At 64.9% G+C, this 15,249-nt stretch carries 15 protein-coding genes and 1 tRNA gene; 5 read left to right on the top strand and 11 right to left on the bottom strand.

From position 1 onward, the window contains the following. From MSP7336_RS18095 to MSP7336_RS18070, 6 genes are all read right to left on the bottom strand, one after another. On the bottom strand, nt 1–561 hold the full coding sequence (locus MSP7336_RS18095) for a DUF4190 domain-containing protein (RefSeq protein WP_069396857.1): 561 nt from the start codon (nt 559–561) through the stop codon (nt 1–3). 66 nt (nt 562–627) lie between these two features. Next, nucleotides 628–1,224, bottom strand: a complete 597-nt coding sequence (locus MSP7336_RS18090; RefSeq protein WP_069396789.1) for an HdeD family acid-resistance protein — start codon at nt 1,222–1,224, stop codon at nt 628–630. Between the two features lie 101 nt (nt 1,225–1,325). Continuing rightward, nucleotides 1,326–2,651: an adenylate/guanylate cyclase domain-containing protein gene (locus tag MSP7336_RS18085; RefSeq protein WP_069396788.1), complete on the bottom strand. Its 1,326-nt coding sequence runs from the start codon at nt 2,649–2,651 to the stop codon at nt 1,326–1,328. Nucleotides 2,652–2,660: 9 nt separating this feature from the next. Further along, a complete protein-coding gene (locus MSP7336_RS18080) occupies nt 2,661–3,164 on the bottom strand; it encodes a DUF488 domain-containing protein (protein ID WP_113964266.1) in 504 nt (167 codons plus the stop codon). 56 nt (nt 3,165–3,220) lie between these two features. Then, on the bottom strand, nt 3,221–3,583 hold the full coding sequence (locus MSP7336_RS18075; protein WP_372507674.1) for a hypothetical protein: 363 nt from the start codon (nt 3,581–3,583) through the stop codon (nt 3,221–3,223). 122 nt (nt 3,584–3,705) lie between these two features. Then, a tRNA-Leu gene (locus tag MSP7336_RS18070) sits at nt 3,706–3,779 on the bottom strand. A 100-nt stretch (nt 3,780–3,879) separates the two neighbouring features. Between MSP7336_RS18070 and MSP7336_RS18065 the strand changes: the two genes are divergently transcribed. Next, a complete protein-coding gene (locus MSP7336_RS18065; RefSeq protein WP_069397668.1) occupies nt 3,880–4,485 on the top strand; it encodes an ANTAR domain-containing response regulator in 606 nt (201 codons plus the stop codon). Between the two features lie 119 nt (nt 4,486–4,604). Here MSP7336_RS18065 and MSP7336_RS18060 read toward each other — a convergent pair whose 3' ends face one another. Then, nucleotides 4,605–5,807 (bottom strand): lipid-transfer protein, encoded by a 1,203-nt coding sequence (locus MSP7336_RS18060; RefSeq protein ID WP_113964265.1) that lies wholly within the window; start codon nt 5,805–5,807, stop codon nt 4,605–4,607. Continuing rightward, the gene (locus tag MSP7336_RS18055) at nt 5,804–6,244 is read right to left on the bottom strand and encodes a Zn-ribbon domain-containing OB-fold protein (RefSeq protein ID WP_113964264.1); all 441 of its coding nucleotides are present in this window, start codon (nt 6,242–6,244) and stop codon (nt 5,804–5,806) included. Before MSP7336_RS18055 ends, MSP7336_RS18060 begins: the two co-directional genes overlap by 4 nt. Before the next feature lie 85 nt (nt 6,245–6,329). On the opposite strand from MSP7336_RS18055, the gene MSP7336_RS18050 reads away from it, so the two are divergent. From MSP7336_RS18050 to coaE, 4 genes are all read left to right on the top strand, one after another. Continuing rightward, a complete protein-coding gene (locus tag MSP7336_RS18050) occupies nt 6,330–7,190 on the top strand; it encodes an MBL fold metallo-hydrolase (RefSeq protein WP_069397665.1) in 861 nt (286 codons plus the stop codon). Nucleotides 7,191–7,269: 79 nt separating this feature from the next. Continuing rightward, nucleotides 7,270–9,933, top strand: coding sequence for a DNA polymerase I (gene polA, locus MSP7336_RS18045; protein WP_113965045.1), 2,664 nt, complete (start codon nt 7,270–7,272; stop codon nt 9,931–9,933). A 532-nt stretch (nt 9,934–10,465) separates the two neighbouring features. After that, nucleotides 10,466–11,908 (top strand): 30S ribosomal protein S1, encoded by a 1,443-nt coding sequence (rpsA, locus tag MSP7336_RS18035; RefSeq protein ID WP_069397664.1) that lies wholly within the window; start codon nt 10,466–10,468, stop codon nt 11,906–11,908. 12 nt (nt 11,909–11,920) lie between these two features. Next, nucleotides 11,921–13,021 (top strand): dephospho-CoA kinase, encoded by a 1,101-nt coding sequence (coaE, locus tag MSP7336_RS18030; RefSeq protein WP_113964263.1) that lies wholly within the window; start codon nt 11,921–11,923, stop codon nt 13,019–13,021. Nucleotides 13,022–13,025: 4 nt separating this feature from the next. On the opposite strand, the gene MSP7336_RS18025 is transcribed toward coaE, so the two are convergent. From MSP7336_RS18025 to ligD, 3 genes are read right to left on the bottom strand one after another with little or no spacing between them, the layout of a single operon-like run. Continuing rightward, complete coding sequence (locus tag MSP7336_RS18025; RefSeq protein ID WP_069397662.1) at nt 13,026–13,430, bottom strand: hypothetical protein; 405 nt, start codon at nt 13,428–13,430, stop codon at nt 13,026–13,028. Between the two features lie 47 nt (nt 13,431–13,477). Next, complete coding sequence (locus tag MSP7336_RS18020) at nt 13,478–14,254, bottom strand: Fpg/Nei family DNA glycosylase (RefSeq protein ID WP_113964262.1); 777 nt, start codon at nt 14,252–14,254, stop codon at nt 13,478–13,480. Then, nucleotides 14,254–15,225 (bottom strand): non-homologous end-joining DNA ligase, encoded by a 972-nt coding sequence (ligD, locus tag MSP7336_RS18015; RefSeq protein WP_113965043.1) that lies wholly within the window; start codon nt 15,223–15,225, stop codon nt 14,254–14,256. Before ligD ends, MSP7336_RS18020 begins: the two co-directional genes overlap by 1 nt. Nucleotides 15,226–15,249 lie beyond the last annotated feature (24 nt).

Here is a 15,249-nt window from a genome sequence, read left to right as displayed (position 1 = left end):
TTACCGGATCGGCGAGCGCGGTGTGCCGGTGACGCCGAAGCGGTCCTGAACTTTCTCGCGGAACTGGTCGACGCAGTGCTGCTGACGATCGCGGTCGGCACCGGCGCGCTGCAAACAGTCGAAGTAGTTGTCACCGCCGGCGTCCTTCCAAAGCGCCACCCATACTCCGATGAAGGCTAATCCGACGACTATCCCAAGAGCTCCCAAGGCGATGCCGGCGATCGCGACGCCGCCATTGTTGGCCTGGCGCTGCCTGACGCGACTCCACCCGAGGAACCCGGTCACCACGGCCGCGATTCCAAGTACGACACCGCCGAACACCGACCACACAGTCACCAGCGCCACGATGGCCAACACCAACGACGCGATGCCCAGGCCGTTCCTGGGCGCCGCGGGCGGTGAGTAGCCGAAGTAGGGCTGCTGTGGCGGTAGCGGGTAGCTCGGCGGGTAGGGGTAGGGAGCCTGCTGATACTGATAGGTGCGAGCGGATCCCGATGCTTCCTCGGGGTTTTCGCGCTGCCCGGGTGACGGGTTGGGCGGCTTGTCCGAGGCTTCAGTCATGTGTTCGCTCTCCATATGGGCAGCGTGGACGACTGCTTGCCAGGGTACTCGCCGGCGCCGAAGCTCTCAGACGGCGCTGGACGCCTCGCCGGATGCTTGGCCGATGCTGCGGTCAAGCGCTTTGGACGCTCTGCGGATGCCCAACGACGACGCTATCTCGAACACACCGATGACAACGAGCCAGATGCCGACGACCAGTGCCAGGATCTCGATGGACTCGAAGGGCGACGCGATCAGAACGATGCCGGCGAGCAGGCTGATCACACCGAGAAAGATCTGCCAGGCGCGACCCGGCAATACCGGGTCGCTGATCGCTGAAACCGTTGTCGCCACACCGCGGAAGATGAACCCTACGCCGATCCAGATCGCCAGCAGGAGCACGGAATTGTAGAGACTGCGGAAGCACAGCACCGCCAAAACGAGGGCTGCCGCGCCGCTGATGAACAACAACACGCGTCCGCTGGCCGAGACGTGCAGACTGAACGCGAAGATCACTTGGGCGATTCCGGTGATCAGCAGGTAGGCGCCGAATACGATGGCTGCGGCCAAGACGCTGATCGCCGGCCAGACCAGCGTCAGAATGCCGAGAGCCAGCGCCAGAATGCCCGATATCAAAGTGGACTTCCAAAGGTGCGGCAGCAAGCGTGGGACAGTGGGTTGCATACCCGGAGTTTCCCACAAACTCCGATTCGGATGGAACGTTTCGCGGTGTGCCAGACTCAGCGGTGTGTTGGGCGCCGGCGCGCCGTTCCCAGGGCGTTCGGTTAAACGCCGGCTGTTTGGGAAACCTTGGAGCGCAACCGACTTGAAGCTGCGTCCGGTTTACGGCCAATCAGGTACCAGGTACGCATCCGGCCCTTGCCCTTGACATTGACTTCGCCGCGCTCTTCGAAGACGAAGTCGTTTTTCAGCCGCTCATACACCGTTTCCGGCACTTGGATCCGGCCGATCGAGTCGGTGGATTCCATCCGCGAAGCGACGTTGACTGCGTCGCCCCACACGTCGTAAAAGAACCGGCGCGACCCCACCACGCCGGCCACCACGGGCCCGGTGGCAAGACCGATCCGTAGCGCCACTTGGCGCCCATGGGGGTCTTTGATCGCCGCGGCTGCGTCCTTCATGTCCAGCGCAAGCTGCGCGAGCGCGGCGACATGGTCCCGGCGCGGCCACGGCACTCCGCTGACCACCATGTAGCAGTCACCGCTGACTTTGATTTTCTCCAGCCCGTATTTGTCGACCAGTGCGTCGAATGCGGTGTAAAGCCGGTTCAGGAACTGGATTATCTCCTCCGGGGCGGTGTCGCTGGCCCGCTCGGTGAAATCAGCGATGTCAGCGAACAGAACCGAGGCGTCGTCGTACTTATCGGCAATGATGTTGCGGGCCGGGTCTTTCAGCCGGGCCGCGATGCTCGCCGGCATGATGTTGGCGAGTAGCGCCTCTGAGCGGTCGTACTCGACTTCCATGACGGCCTCAGCGCGCGCGACTCCACGCATGGCGTACCACAACGTCGCGACCACCATCGCGCAGGCTGAGGTGGTTGCGATGACGAAACCCAGCGACGTCGCCCACGCGGGCTGCACCCCGGTGTCGCGGGGGACGAGGAATTCGAGGGTGGTCATCAATCCGGCGCCGACGGCCGCCAGCGTCAGCGCCAGCTTGACGTGCTCGACGCCGAGTTGCAACACCACCACGCAGACCACGACCAGAAAGAAGAATTGCAGGCCAGATCCGGTTCCTATGGTCCAGGTGATAACGAAGATCGACAGATAACCGGCGGAGCAAAGGACCAGCGGTGCAACCAATCCACCGAACCGGTGCAGCAGCGGGACGCTCGCGAAAACCAACGCGCTGACAACGTTGATGATCTGCACGCGCGACGTACCCACGAACAGTCCGACAACTCCAAACGCCACGCACACCAATACCGCCATCCCGGCATTGATGTTGAGCAACCGGAGCCGCCGCGCCACGCTGTCGACGTAGTGCTGGTTGCGGGCGCGCGAGTGAGTCCGCGCTGCGCCGACACAGTCCGGCGTTCGCGACGAACCCGTTGTCCAGACTGATGGCGCGCCACGGTCCTTAACCGCCACAGCAAAAGCCTAGCCGTCGGGCAGCGGGCTGGTAAGCCACTCCGACATGCGGTGCTCAGCTAGCGACCCGTTGGGCATGATGTGCAGCACCGCCTGGCCGTCCCGGGTGGCCAGGTCGGCGATCATCCGACGATGGCAGCGCCACCAGGTCGGTTCCCCGCACATAACTGCGACGTTTCGATTCTCGGCCTCCCGCAAAAGTCGCTGGTAGGCGGCTTGAAATGCGGGTGTGCGGGTGTGGCCCGCGTAGTTGGCGAACTGCGGGTTTTCCCACCATCGGTCCCGCGGAGTCGGGTCGGCCGGGGGCTTGCGCCGTCCTCCGAGGTCAGGCTCATGGCGGTATTCGATTCCGGCGTCCTGTAGCCAGGCTGGCATGACTTCTTTCGACACGTCGGGGTTGCGCCGCGAGCCGGGAAAGCTGCGCACATCGACCAGCAGATCGACCTGGTGCCGTCGAAGCTTGGCGCTGAGCTCCTCGGCGGTCTGGGCGCCGTGGCCGATGGTGAACAGCATTTTTGCTGGATACCCCGCGCGGCGAAGCTAGCGCCAGAAGGTTCGGGGCCGGGCGTCTAGGTTCTGTTCCGCGGCGGCGGGCCACTCACGGTCAGTGGCAGCGAAACAGCTCCCGCAGCGCCAGTCATGGAAACGGTCCAGCGGCCATTCACATTCAAGGTGAGTCGGAACTGGAAGCAGGCAAAGCCGGTGTCCGCGGTCATCAAGTTGGCCGGCAGTTCGCGGTGCAAATGCAGGGGCTGTCCGCCGTTGGGCGGCGAGACCTCTATGACAACCAGCCGGTCTGCATCGCTGTCGTCGCCTTGGGTCAGCACCACAATGTCGAACTGGGCTACCCGGTCGGGGCCGACCTTGTACCTGGATATGACACCGCCCTGCACGTTCAGCTTGTTGTTGACCGCTTCGGTCTTCTCAGCCAAAAACGCCCCGCTTATCCGCATGCCTTTCAGTATGCGTAAACACCGCTGCGTGTTAGTGGGATTGGGGTCAGCTCATCGGGTCGCGGCGCCCGCGGTAGTTCGCGCTTTCAGTGCCCTTTCAGTGCCCTCGGTGGGATTCGAACCCACACTGTCTGGGTTTTGAGTCCAGTTCCTCTGCCAGTTGGGATACGAGGGCTCGTCGGGTATTCGGCCTCCCACCATAGAGGATGCGTACGCCGGCGCGGTGTCACAACCCCGCGGTCGCTGGTGGTCACCGTCCACGACACAATGACGTCATGACCGGCTCCACGACCGACGTCGACGCTGCCCGCCCACGCCGGGTCCTGATCGCCGAGGATGAGGCGCTTATCCGGATGGACTTGGCCGAAATGCTTCGGGAGGAGGGTTACGACCTCGTCGGCGAGGCCGGTGACGGGCAAGAGGCAGTCGAAATGGCCGAGCAGCTTCGCCCCGATCTCGTGATCATGGATGTGAAGATGCCGCGCCGCGACGGCATCGACGCGGCGTCGGAGATTGCCGGCAAGCGCATAGCGCCGATCGTGGTGCTGACCGCGTTCAGCCAGCGCGACTTGGTGGAGCGAGCACGCGACGCCGGGGCAATGGCCTACCTGGTCAAACCGTTCACCGTCAGCGATCTGATTCCAGCCATCGAACTGGCCATGAGCCGGTTCAGCGAGATCAGCGCGTTGGAACGCGAGGTGGCGACGTTGTCCGAGCGGCTGGAAACCCGCAAGCTTGTCGAACGGGCAAAGGGTTTATTGCAGGCCAAGCAGGGGATGACCGAACCCGAAGCGTTCAAATGGATTCAGCGTGCCGCCATGGACCGGCGCACCACGATGAAGCGAGTCGCCGAAGTCGTGCTCGAGACGCTGGACACCTGACCCGCCGGCCGGCGAGCGTGCGTCTTGGTACGCCGACACGCCGTGAACGACGTACAAACGCGCACCCTCGCGGGAGGGAAGGAGGGGAGCTCGCGGGAAGCGCGGGAAGTGGGTCGGGCCTAGCGCGCGACGATCACCGAGGAGCCGTGACCGAACAGGCCTTGGTTGGCCGTGATCCCGACGGTGGCGCCCTCGACCTGCCGCCCGGTGGCCTGACCGCGCAACTGCCAATTCAACTCACAGACCTGAGCGATCGCCTGTGCCGGGATGGCCTCGCCGAAACAGGCCAGCCCGCCGGACGGGTTGACCGGGATCTTGCCGCCGATCGTCGTCGCGCCGCTGCGCAGCAGCGCTTCCGCGTCGCCCCGGGCGCACAGCCCCAGGTGCTCGTACCAATCGAGCTCGAGTGCGGTGGACAAGTCGTACACCTCGGCCAGGCTCAGGTCCTCTGGCCCGATGCCGGCCTCGGCGTACGCGGCGTCGATGATCTGATCCTTGAAGACACGCTCCGGCGCCGGCACGACAGCGGTGGAATCCGTTGCGATATCCGGCAACTCAGGCAGGTGCTGCGGATAGCGCGGCGTGACCGTGCTCACCGCGCGCACCGACGGCACGCCCGCTACTGAGCCCAGGTGTTTTTCGGCGAAGGACTTACTGGCCACGATCAGCGCCGCCGCCCCGTCGGAGGTTGCGCAGATGTCCAGCAGCCGAAGCGGATCCGAGACCACCGGGCTGGCCAGCACGTCTTCGATCGAGTTCTCCTTACGGTAACGGGCGTTCGGGTTGTTGAGCCCATGCCGGGAGTTCTTGACCTTCACTTGGGCGAAGTCCTCGAGCGTGGCGCCGTAGAGGTCCATCCGCCGCCGTGCCAGCAGTGCAAAGTACACGGTGTTGGTGGCGCCGATGAGGTGGAAGCGCTGCCAATCCGGGTCGTTCTTACGCTCACCGCCGACGGGCGCGAAGAACCCCTTCGGTGTGGTGTCGGCGCCGACCACGAGCGCCACGTCGCAGAAGCCCGCCAGGATCTGGGCCCGAGCACTCTGCAGGGCTTGCGAGCCGCTGGCGCACGCCGCGTAGCTCGAACTGACCGGCACCCCGTTCCAGCCCAGTTTCTGCGCGAACGTCGACCCGGCCACGAAGCCCGGGTAGCCGTTGCGAATGGTGTCGGCTCCGGCCACCAGCTGGATCTGCCGCCACTCCAGCCCGGCCTCCCTCAGGGCAGCCCGGGCGGCCGCCACCCCGTATTCGGTGAAGTCGTTGCCCCACTTACCCCACGGGTGCATCCCGGCACCCAGGATGTAGAGCGGTTCGGGCGTGCTCATGACGCGATCCTCCACGCGTAGACGATCCGCTCCACCCCGTCGTCATCGGTGAACAGGGGCATGGTGGTCAGCTCCATCTGCATGCCGACCTTCAGATCGGCGGCCAGGGTGCCGTCCACGACTTTGCCCAGCACGATCAGGCCCTCGTCGGCCAGTTCGACGGCGGCGATCGCGAACGGCTCGAACGGTTCCGAGGCGGGATAAGGCGGCGGCGGCGCATACCGGTTTTCGGTGTAGCTCCACAGCCGGCCGCGCCGCGACAGCGGCACCTGCTCGAGCTGATCTTCGTCGCAGCCCGGGTTTGGGCAGTTGTTGGCGCGCGGCGGAAAGACATAGGTGCCGCATCGCGGACACTTGGCGCCAATCAGGTGGGTCTGGCCGGACTCGTCAGTGGCGAACCACCCATCGATAGCCGGTTGTACGGATGATGCTGGCACGCGGTTAGCGTACCGACTACGAGATCGAAACTGAAACGTGTTGCAGTTTCGCCGGTCGGTTCCGGCTCACTCAGTATCGTGAGCTGTGGTAACGACGTTCGAGATCACGGTGAGCATGGGCGATTGGTACGCGGTAAAGCCCCTCGAAGAACGGACTTTCGTGATCCATGAACAGCGTTACTGGCAGCGCAACAATCAGTATCTGCTGTTGGGCGAGCAGCGCGCATTGCTCTTCGACTCGGGATCGGGCCGGCGCGACATCGGGGCAGTAATTCGGGGGCTTACCAACCTTCCCCTCACGGTGCTCTGCTCGCATGCTCACTACGACCACATCGGCAACCACCGGCGGTTAGCCCGGCTCGCCAGCGCGCGGATCGCGATGGCGGACCTCGCGGTCAACCGGTCCATGGCGACATCAGAAGAACTCCACCCGCCATTTTCGGTGCGCCTTGCGCCGCTGCCGCGAACTTTCCCGGTCGACGAATGGTGGAAAGTGGGAGACAGCATCGACCTCGGCGGCCGGCAGGTGGAACTGGTGGCGATGCCGGGCCACACGGCGGACTCGGTGGGGGTGCTCGACCGCGGCCGGGGTTTTGTGTTCGTCGGCGATTTTCTCTACGACGCGCCGGGCCCGGCCAGCGGTGTGGTTCTGGCCGGCGCCATCCCGTCGGCCAGCGTGCCCGATTATCTGAGCAGCGCACGGCATCTGGGTGCGATCCGTGACGGGGCGCGCATGATGTCGGGCCACTACCAGCCGGAGGTCGGCCCCAGGAGGTTGGCCGAGCTTGTCGCCGTCCTCGAAAAGGCCCTCCGATCGCGCGCGACATCCGCGCATCCACGACTGACCCCACCCTTCGCCGTCTTCCGGCAGGGCGAAACGACCCTGATTGTCGGAAGGAGAGCACTGCGCCGCGGCGATGAGCGCAGCGTCGGTGCGGGTGCCTAGAGTTAGGGCCGTGAGTCCAGCGAAGACCGCAAGCGCGAAAACGCAAGCCGGCCAGGCCGCTGACGACAGGCCGACGCTGATGCTGCTCGACGGCAATTCCCTGGCATTCCGGGCGTTTTATGCGCTGCCGGCGGAGAACTTCAAGACAGCGGGTGGTCTGACCACCAATGCGGTCTACGGGTTCACCGCGATGCTGATCAACCTGTTGCGCGACGAGTCCCCGACGCACATCGCCGCGGCGTTCGACGTGTCACGCCAGACCTTTCGGTCCGATCGCTATCCCGAATACAAGGCCAACCGAACAACGACCCCCGAAGAATTCCAGGGCCAGATCGACATCACCAAGGAAGTCCTTGCCGCGCTGGGAATCACCGTGCTCGCCGAGCCGGGCTTCGAAGCCGACGACCTGATCGCGACGCTGGCCACCCAGGCCGAATCCGAAGGCTACCGGGTATTGGTGGTCACCGGCGACCGTGACGCGCTGCAACTGGTCAGCGACGACGTGACCGTGCTCTACCCGCGAAAAGGGGTGAGCGAGCTGACCCGCTTCACCCCGGAGGCCGTCTATGACAAATACGGGCTGACCCCCAAGCAGTATCCCGACTTCGCGGCTCTGCGCGGCGATCCCAGCGACAACCTGCCGGGAATCCCCGGCGTGGGGGAGAAGACGGCGGCGAAGTGGATCGCTGAATACGGTTCCCTGCAAGCGCTGGTCGACAACGTCGACACCGTCAAAGGGAAGGTGGGCGATGCGCTGCGCGCAAATCTGGCCAGCGTGGTGCGCAACCGCGAGCTCACCGACCTGGTCAAAGACGTGCCGCTGGCGCAGACTCCCGACACGCTGCGCATGCAGCCGTGGGATCGCGACCAAATCCACCAGCTCTTCGACCAGCTGGAATTCCGGGTGCTGCGGGACCGGCTGTTCGAGACGCTGGCCGCGGTCGAACCAGAGGTCGACGAGGGATTCGACGTGCGAGGCGGTCCGCTGGAACCCGGCACGGTCAAACAGTGGCTGGCCGAGCACGCCGGCGACGGCCGTCGATCCGGTCTGGCGGTGGTCGGCACCCACGTGCCCTACGACGGCGACGCCACCGCATTGGCCGTCGCCGCCGCCGACGGTGAGGGCGGCTACATCGACACCGCCACGCTGACACCGGACGATGACACGGCGCTGGCTACCTGGCTCGCCGACGACGATCTCCCGAAGGCGCTGCACGAGGCGAAGTTGGCCATCCACGACCTCGCCGGGCGCGGCTGGACACTGAACGGCGTTACCTCCGACACCGCGCTGGCCGCCTACCTGGTACGGCCGGGTCAGCGCAGCTTTACCCTTGACGACCTGTCGCTGCGCTATCTGCGTCGCGAGCTGCGTGCGGAAGCACCGGAGCAGCGGCAACTTTCGCTGTTGGACGACACCGACGGCGTCGACGACCAGGCGGTGCAGACCACGATCCTCCGGGCCCGGGCAGTGGCCGACCTGGCCGACGCGCTGGACGCCGAGCTCGCCCGTATCGACTCCACCGCGTTGTTGGCAGAGATGGAGCTACCGGTCCAGAGGGTGCTGGCCGGAATGGAGGCCGCCGGCATCGCCGTCGACCTCGACCGATTGTCCACGCTGCAAAGCCAATTCGGTGATCAGATCCGCGACGCCGCCGAGGCCGCGTATGCGGTTATCGGCAAGCAAATCAATCTCGGCTCTCCCAAACAGCTGCAGGTAGTGCTGTTCGACGAGTTGGATATGCCGAAAACCAAGCGCACCAAGACCGGCTACACCACCGATGCTGATGCGTTGCAGTCGCTCTTCGACAAGACCGGGCATCCGTTCCTGCAGCACCTGCTGACCCACCGCGATGTGACCCGGCTCAAAGTCACCGTAGACGGGTTGCTGAATTCCGTTGCCGCCGACGGGCGTATCCACACGACGTTCAACCAGACCATCGCCGCGACGGGGCGGCTCTCGTCGACCGAGCCCAACTTGCAGAACATTCCGATCCGCACCGACGCCGGCCGCCAGATCCGCGACGCGTTTGTGGTCGGTCCGGGTTACGCCGAGTTGATGACCGCCGACTACAGCCAGATCGAAATGCGGATCATGGCGCACCTTTCCCAAGACGAGGGGCTGGTCGAAGCGTTCCGCACCGGTGAGGATCTGCACTCGTTCGTCGCCTCCCGCGCATTCGGGGTGCCGATCGAAGAGGTGACACCCGAGCTGCGGCGCCGGGTCAAGGCGATGTCCTACGGGTTGGCGTACGGGCTGAGCGCCTACGGGCTGTCTCAGCAGCTGAAGATCTCCACCGAGGAGGCGAAGGTCCAGATGGACGCCTACTTCGCCCGGTTCGGCGGGGTTCGCGATTATCTGCATGCGGTCGTCGAACAGGCTCGCAAGGACGGCTACACCTCCACGGTGCTGGGTCGTCGGCGGTATCTACCCGAGTTGGACAGCAGCAACCGCCAAGTGCGCGAGGCGGCCGAGCGGGCCGCGCTCAACGCCCCGATCCAGGGCAGTGCGGCCGACATCATCAAGGTCGCGATGATCGAGGTCGACAAGGCGCTCAAAAGCACCGGGCTGGGGTCGCGCATGCTGCTGCAGGTGCATGACGAGTTGTTGTTCGAGGTCGCCGACGGGGAGCGGGAGCAACTCGAGGCCCTGGTGCGCGACAAAATGTGTAGCGCCTATCCGCTCGACGTCCCGCTCGAGGTCTCGGTGGGCTACGGTCGCAGCTGGGACGCTGCCGCGCACTGAGGGACATGCCAAGCCGTCCTCTCCGAAGTTGTTGTGGACCAACGGATTGGAGTGAGCGATGGCATCGGCACATCGCGATCCGGGTTCGCAGCTGCGGACCACGGTGACTCGCCCCTGATCGGCGCTACGCGCTGGCCAAGTCGGCTGTGGAATGCCGCACTGCTCGCCGCGCACCTGGCTCCGTTGCTGAATCATCCTGGTCGCCTATGATGTCTTCGTTTCGGCCAACGCCCAGCGCTTGGCGTACACTGTCGCGCTGCTGGTACACATTCCGCTGGCACTGCTGGAGACCTTCGCCTTGGCCTGGAAGGCACCCTTTTTCCGGCTTTTGCGGGCAAAAGGCGACCGCAGGGTAGTCTGATCGGGATCTAGCAGCTGGAAGACCGAGTTTGTCCAGCGTGTGCACCGTCGAGTAGCCTCGATGGATGGCCGGGCGACGACGCAGAGCGCGCAGCGCGATGGGGAGGGGCCCGGCAATCGAACACAACACAACCTGTCCCTACGACCAAACCTGTCCGGAGCAACCCCCCATATGCCGAGTCCCACCGTCACCTCGCCCCAAGTAGCCGTCAACGACATCGGCTCGAGCGAGGATTTTCTCGCCGCCATCGACAAAACAATCAAGTACTTCAACGATGGCGACATCGTGGAAGGGACGATCGTCAAGGTTGACCGTGACGAGGTCCTGCTCGATATCGGGTACAAGACCGAAGGTGTCATTCCGTCCCGCGAGCTGTCCATCAAGCACGACGTCGACCCCAATGAAGTGGTGTCGGTCGGTGACAAGGTCGAGGCGCTGGTTCTCACCAAAGAGGACAAAGAGGGCCGGCTGATCCTGTCCAAGAAGCGCGCACAGTACGAGCGCGCCTGGGGCACGATCGAGCAGCTCAAGGAGAAGGACGAGGCCGTCAAGGGCACCGTCATCGAGGTCGTCAAGGGCGGCCTGATCCTCGACATCGGGCTGCGCGGCTTCCTGCCGGCTTCGCTGGTCGAAATGCGCCGGGTCCGGGATCTGCAGCCCTACATCGGCAAGGAGCTCGAGGCCAAGATCATCGAGCTGGACAAGAACCGCAACAACGTGGTGCTGAGCCGGCGGGCCTGGCTGGAGCAGACGCAGTCCGAGGTGCGCAGCGAGTTCCTCAATCAGCTGCAGAAGGGCGCCATCCGCAAGGGCGTGGTGTCCTCCATCGTCAACTTCGGCGCCTTTGTCGACCTCGGCGGGGTCGACGGTTTGGTGCACGTCTCCGAGCTGAGTTGGAAGCACATCGACCATCCCTCCGAGGTGGTGCAGGTCGGTGACGAGGTCACCGTGGAGGTGCTCGACGTAGACATGGACCGTGAGCGGGTGTCGTTGTCGCTCAAGGCGACTCAGGAAGACCCGTGGCGGCACTTCGCCCGCACTCACGCGATCGGTCAGATCGTGCCGGGTAAGGTCACCAAGCTGGTTCCGTTCGGTGCGTTCGTCCGCGTCGAGGAAGGCATCGAAGGTCTGGTGCACATCTCCGAGCTGGCTGAGCGGCACGTCGAGGTGCCCGACCAGGTGGTCGCCGTCGGTGACGACGCGATGGTCAAGGTCATCGACATCGACTTGGAACGTCGCCGGATTTCGTTGTCGCTCAAGCAGGCCAACGAGGACTACACCGAAGAGTTCGACCCGGCGAAGTACGGCATGGCCGACAGCTACGACGAGCAGGGCAACTACATATTCCCCGAGGGCTTCGACTCCGAAACCAACGAGTGGCTCGAAGGTTTCGAAAAACAGCGCGCCGAGTGGGAGGCCCGCTACGCCGAGGCCGAGCGCCGGCACAAGATGCACACCGCGCAGATGGAGAAGTTCGCGGCCGCCGAGCAAGCCGCCGAGGCCGAACAAGCACCGGCCAATGGGTCGTCAGACGACGATCAGTCCAGCGGCGGCTCGCTGGCCAGCGACGCGCAACTCGCCGCGTTGCGGGAGAAGCTCGCCGGCAGCGCCTAAGCGCAACCGGGAATGCTTCGGATCGGGCTGACCGGAGGGATCGGCGCCGGGAAATCCGCGGTAGCGGCAACGTTTGCACAATGCGGCGGGATCATCGTCGACGGTGATGTCATCGCCCGCGAGGTGGTCGAGCCGGGCACCGAAGGGCTGGCGGCTCTGGTCGAGGCTTTCGGTGAGGACATCTTGCAGCCCGACGGTTCGCTGGACCGACCGGCGTTGGCGGCCAAAGCATTCAGCGACGACGAAAGCCGGAAAACGCTCAACGGGATCGTCCACCCGCTGGTGGGTAAGCGTCGAGCGGAGATCATCGCCGGCGTTCCAGAGGATGCCGTCGTGGTCGAAGACATTCCACTGCTGGTGGAATCGGGTATGGCGCCGCTGTTTCCGCTTGTCGTCGTCGTCCACGCCGATGCCGCCGTGCGGCTGCGACGCGTGGTCGACCAACGCGGCATGGCCGAAGACGACGCCCGCGCCCGCATCGCCGCGCAAGCCAACGACGAGCAGCGGCGCGCCGTCGCCGACGTCTGGTTGGACAACTCCGGTACACCGGAGGCACTGGCCGAGCGTGCGCGTGAGGTGTGGAATCAGCGCATCGCCCCATTTGCGCGCAATCTCAAGGCTCGTCACGTCGTCGCTGGATCACCGCAGGTTGTGCCGGCTGACCCGACCTGGCCCGAGCAGGCACAGCGCATTGTCGCGCGGCTCAAGGCCACCTGCGGCGCAAAAGCGTTGCGGGTCGACCACATCGGTCCGACAGCGGTGCCCGGCATGGACGCCGAGGACATCATCGACATTCAGGTCACCGTCGAGTCGCTGGCGGTTGCCGACGAACTTGCCGGCCCGCTGCTGCCTGCGGGCTATCCACGTATCGACGCCATCACCGCGGACACGCCGCTGACCGATGACACTGCCTTGTGGGACAAGCGGTTTCACGGCTCGGCCGATCCGGGCCGTCCCACGCGTGTTCACCTGCGGGTCGACGGCTGGCCGAATCAGCGGTACGCGCTGTTGTTGGTGGACTGGCTCACCGCCGTTCCCGGTGCGCGGGCCGACGCCAAGGACGCCTACCGCCAGGCGTTTGAGTGGGCCGATGCGACGGGCTGGCGGCCGTAACGCCTTAGGTGAGCGGGGCGCCGCAGGACACCACCCGGTTGGGGTCGCTGTTGCCCAGCGTCAGTGCCACCGACCGGTCTACTTGTGCGGCGACATTGTCGTCGACGTGGATCTCGCAATGCACGGTCGCCGCATAGGGCCAGGGGACTACTACTTGCATGCCGGCCCTGGCGGGATCGGATAGCACCTCATTGGCTTGGAAAGTGTTGCCCGGTATCGAGCTCAGCGTTGTGGTGCTGGTCTCGTCGTCGTTGACCCGGAAGGTGGCCTGCGTGCCGGGGGCTACCCCGTCGACTCGAGCGATGTAAGTGATGTTGTGCAGTTCGGCCTGGGCGATCGCCGGAGTTGACTGCACGGCGACGACAGCACCTGCCACGGCGGTGATCGCCATCCATCTGGTGAAGCTCATGTCCTAAAGATTACGCTGTGCCCGCGCATCGGCGATGCTATTGGGGGCTAGCGCTTTTGACAGCGCGGGCACCACATGGTGGTTCTGCCTGCGACACGGGTCTTGTTGAGTCGTGTGCCGCACCTGGGGCAGCTGGGGTCGGGCTCGTCGCGAGCGCCCGTAAGCCAGCGCGGCAGGCCTGGAACGCAGCCATGGCGCACCGCCGTCCGCAGCACACGTCTCACGACGGCGTGCAACCGCTTGAGCTCGTCGGCGTCCAGGCCGGCGGTCGAGCGAGTGGGATGCAGTCCAGCCTGCCAGCATATTTCGTCGATCAGCAGGTTGCCGAGACCGGCGATCACCGACTGGTTCAGCAGTGTGGCCTTCAGGCCGCCGCGGCGGCCGGACAGTAGATCCCGAAACGCCGGCCAGTCGATGTCGAGGGCGTCCGGGCCCTGCGGGCCCATCACGCCGGCAGTGTCTTCGTCATCGGCCAACCAGACGCCACGCAGCTTGCGCTGATCGAGATAGTGGAGCTCACCGCGATCCAATGCCACCACGAGCCGCACCGGACCGTCGGTTTGCGCATCGTCGGGTGCGTAGTAAGGATGGCCCGTCATCCCGCTGTGCACCAACAACGTTGGGCCATCGGTCGGCAAAATCAGCCATTTCCCGTGCCGGCGCGGGGTGCGGAAACGATGTCCAGTCAAACGTCGGCGCAGGGTATGGGCACTGGTGTTGCGCAGGATCCCGGTGTCGCGCACGTCCACATCGCGGACCCGCCGGCCGGGCAGGCTGTTCGCCAGTTCCCGCCGGAACCCCTCCACATCCGGCAGTTCGGGCATCAGCGCGTCTCCCGCACCACGTCTTTGGGATCCTTGTCGGTGCGTAGCCCGCTGTAGCGCGGATGGCGCAACTTGCCGTCGCGTGTCCACTCGCTGAATCCGACTTGTGCGACCATTTCCGGTCGTACCCATCGGGTTCCGGCCTCGCGAACCAACCCGCGGGTGAACGGTGGCTTGTCTTGCTCAATGGCCGACAAGCGGTTGTGCAGACTGCGCAGCGTGGCCTCGTCGAATCCGGTGCCCACCTTGCCCGCATAGACCAGATCGCGCCCGTCGTAGTAGCCCACTAGCAGCGCGCCGAGTTCCATGCGGCTGCCTTTGGGTGCGGTGTATCCGCCGATCACGAACTCCTGATCTCGAACACACTTGAACTTCAGCCAGTTCGGCGATCGTCGCCCTGTATAGGGCGCGTCGACTCGTTTGGCGATCACGCCCTCATCGCCGCGAGCACACGCGGCGCGGTAGGCCTCCTCACCGTGCTCCAGTCGATGCGGGGTGTATCGCAGCGGGACAGTGAATTGAAACGATTTGCGTAACAGTTTCTTTCGCTGCAGCAGCGGCAGTTCTGTGGTGCACTTTCCGTCCAGGTGCAGCAAGTCGAAAATGTAATAGAAGACCGGGATGCCGGTTGCCCGGGCCTGTTTGGGGTCGGTGATTCCCAGACGGCCCTGTAGCCGGGCGAAGCTGGTGCGGCGGCCTCGAAACGCCACAACCTCCCCGTCCACGACGAACCGGGAGACCGGTTGCGCGGCCAAAGCATCGACGAGTTCCGGGTAGGTCCCGTTGAGCGGTTGATGGTTACGGGAGAACAACCGCACGCGTTTACCGTCGCGGAACGCCAGGCATCGCTCGCCGTCGAACTTCCGCTCGAAGATCCAGTGTGGATCGGAGAACCGGCGGTCGGTCAAGGTGGCCAGCATCGGAGGTCGCCAGTCGGGCACCGGCTCGTCGTGCAGGTCGTCCAACGTCATGTGCACCGCATACCCGTCGCTGCT

It is taken from the genome of Mycobacterium shimoidei, assembly GCF_900417275.1.
Taxonomy (GTDB): Bacteria; Actinomycetota; Actinomycetes; order Mycobacteriales; family Mycobacteriaceae; genus Mycobacterium; species Mycobacterium shimoidei.
Note: the sequence above shows the minus strand (reverse complement) of the source record. Positions and strands in the feature narration are given on the sequence as shown.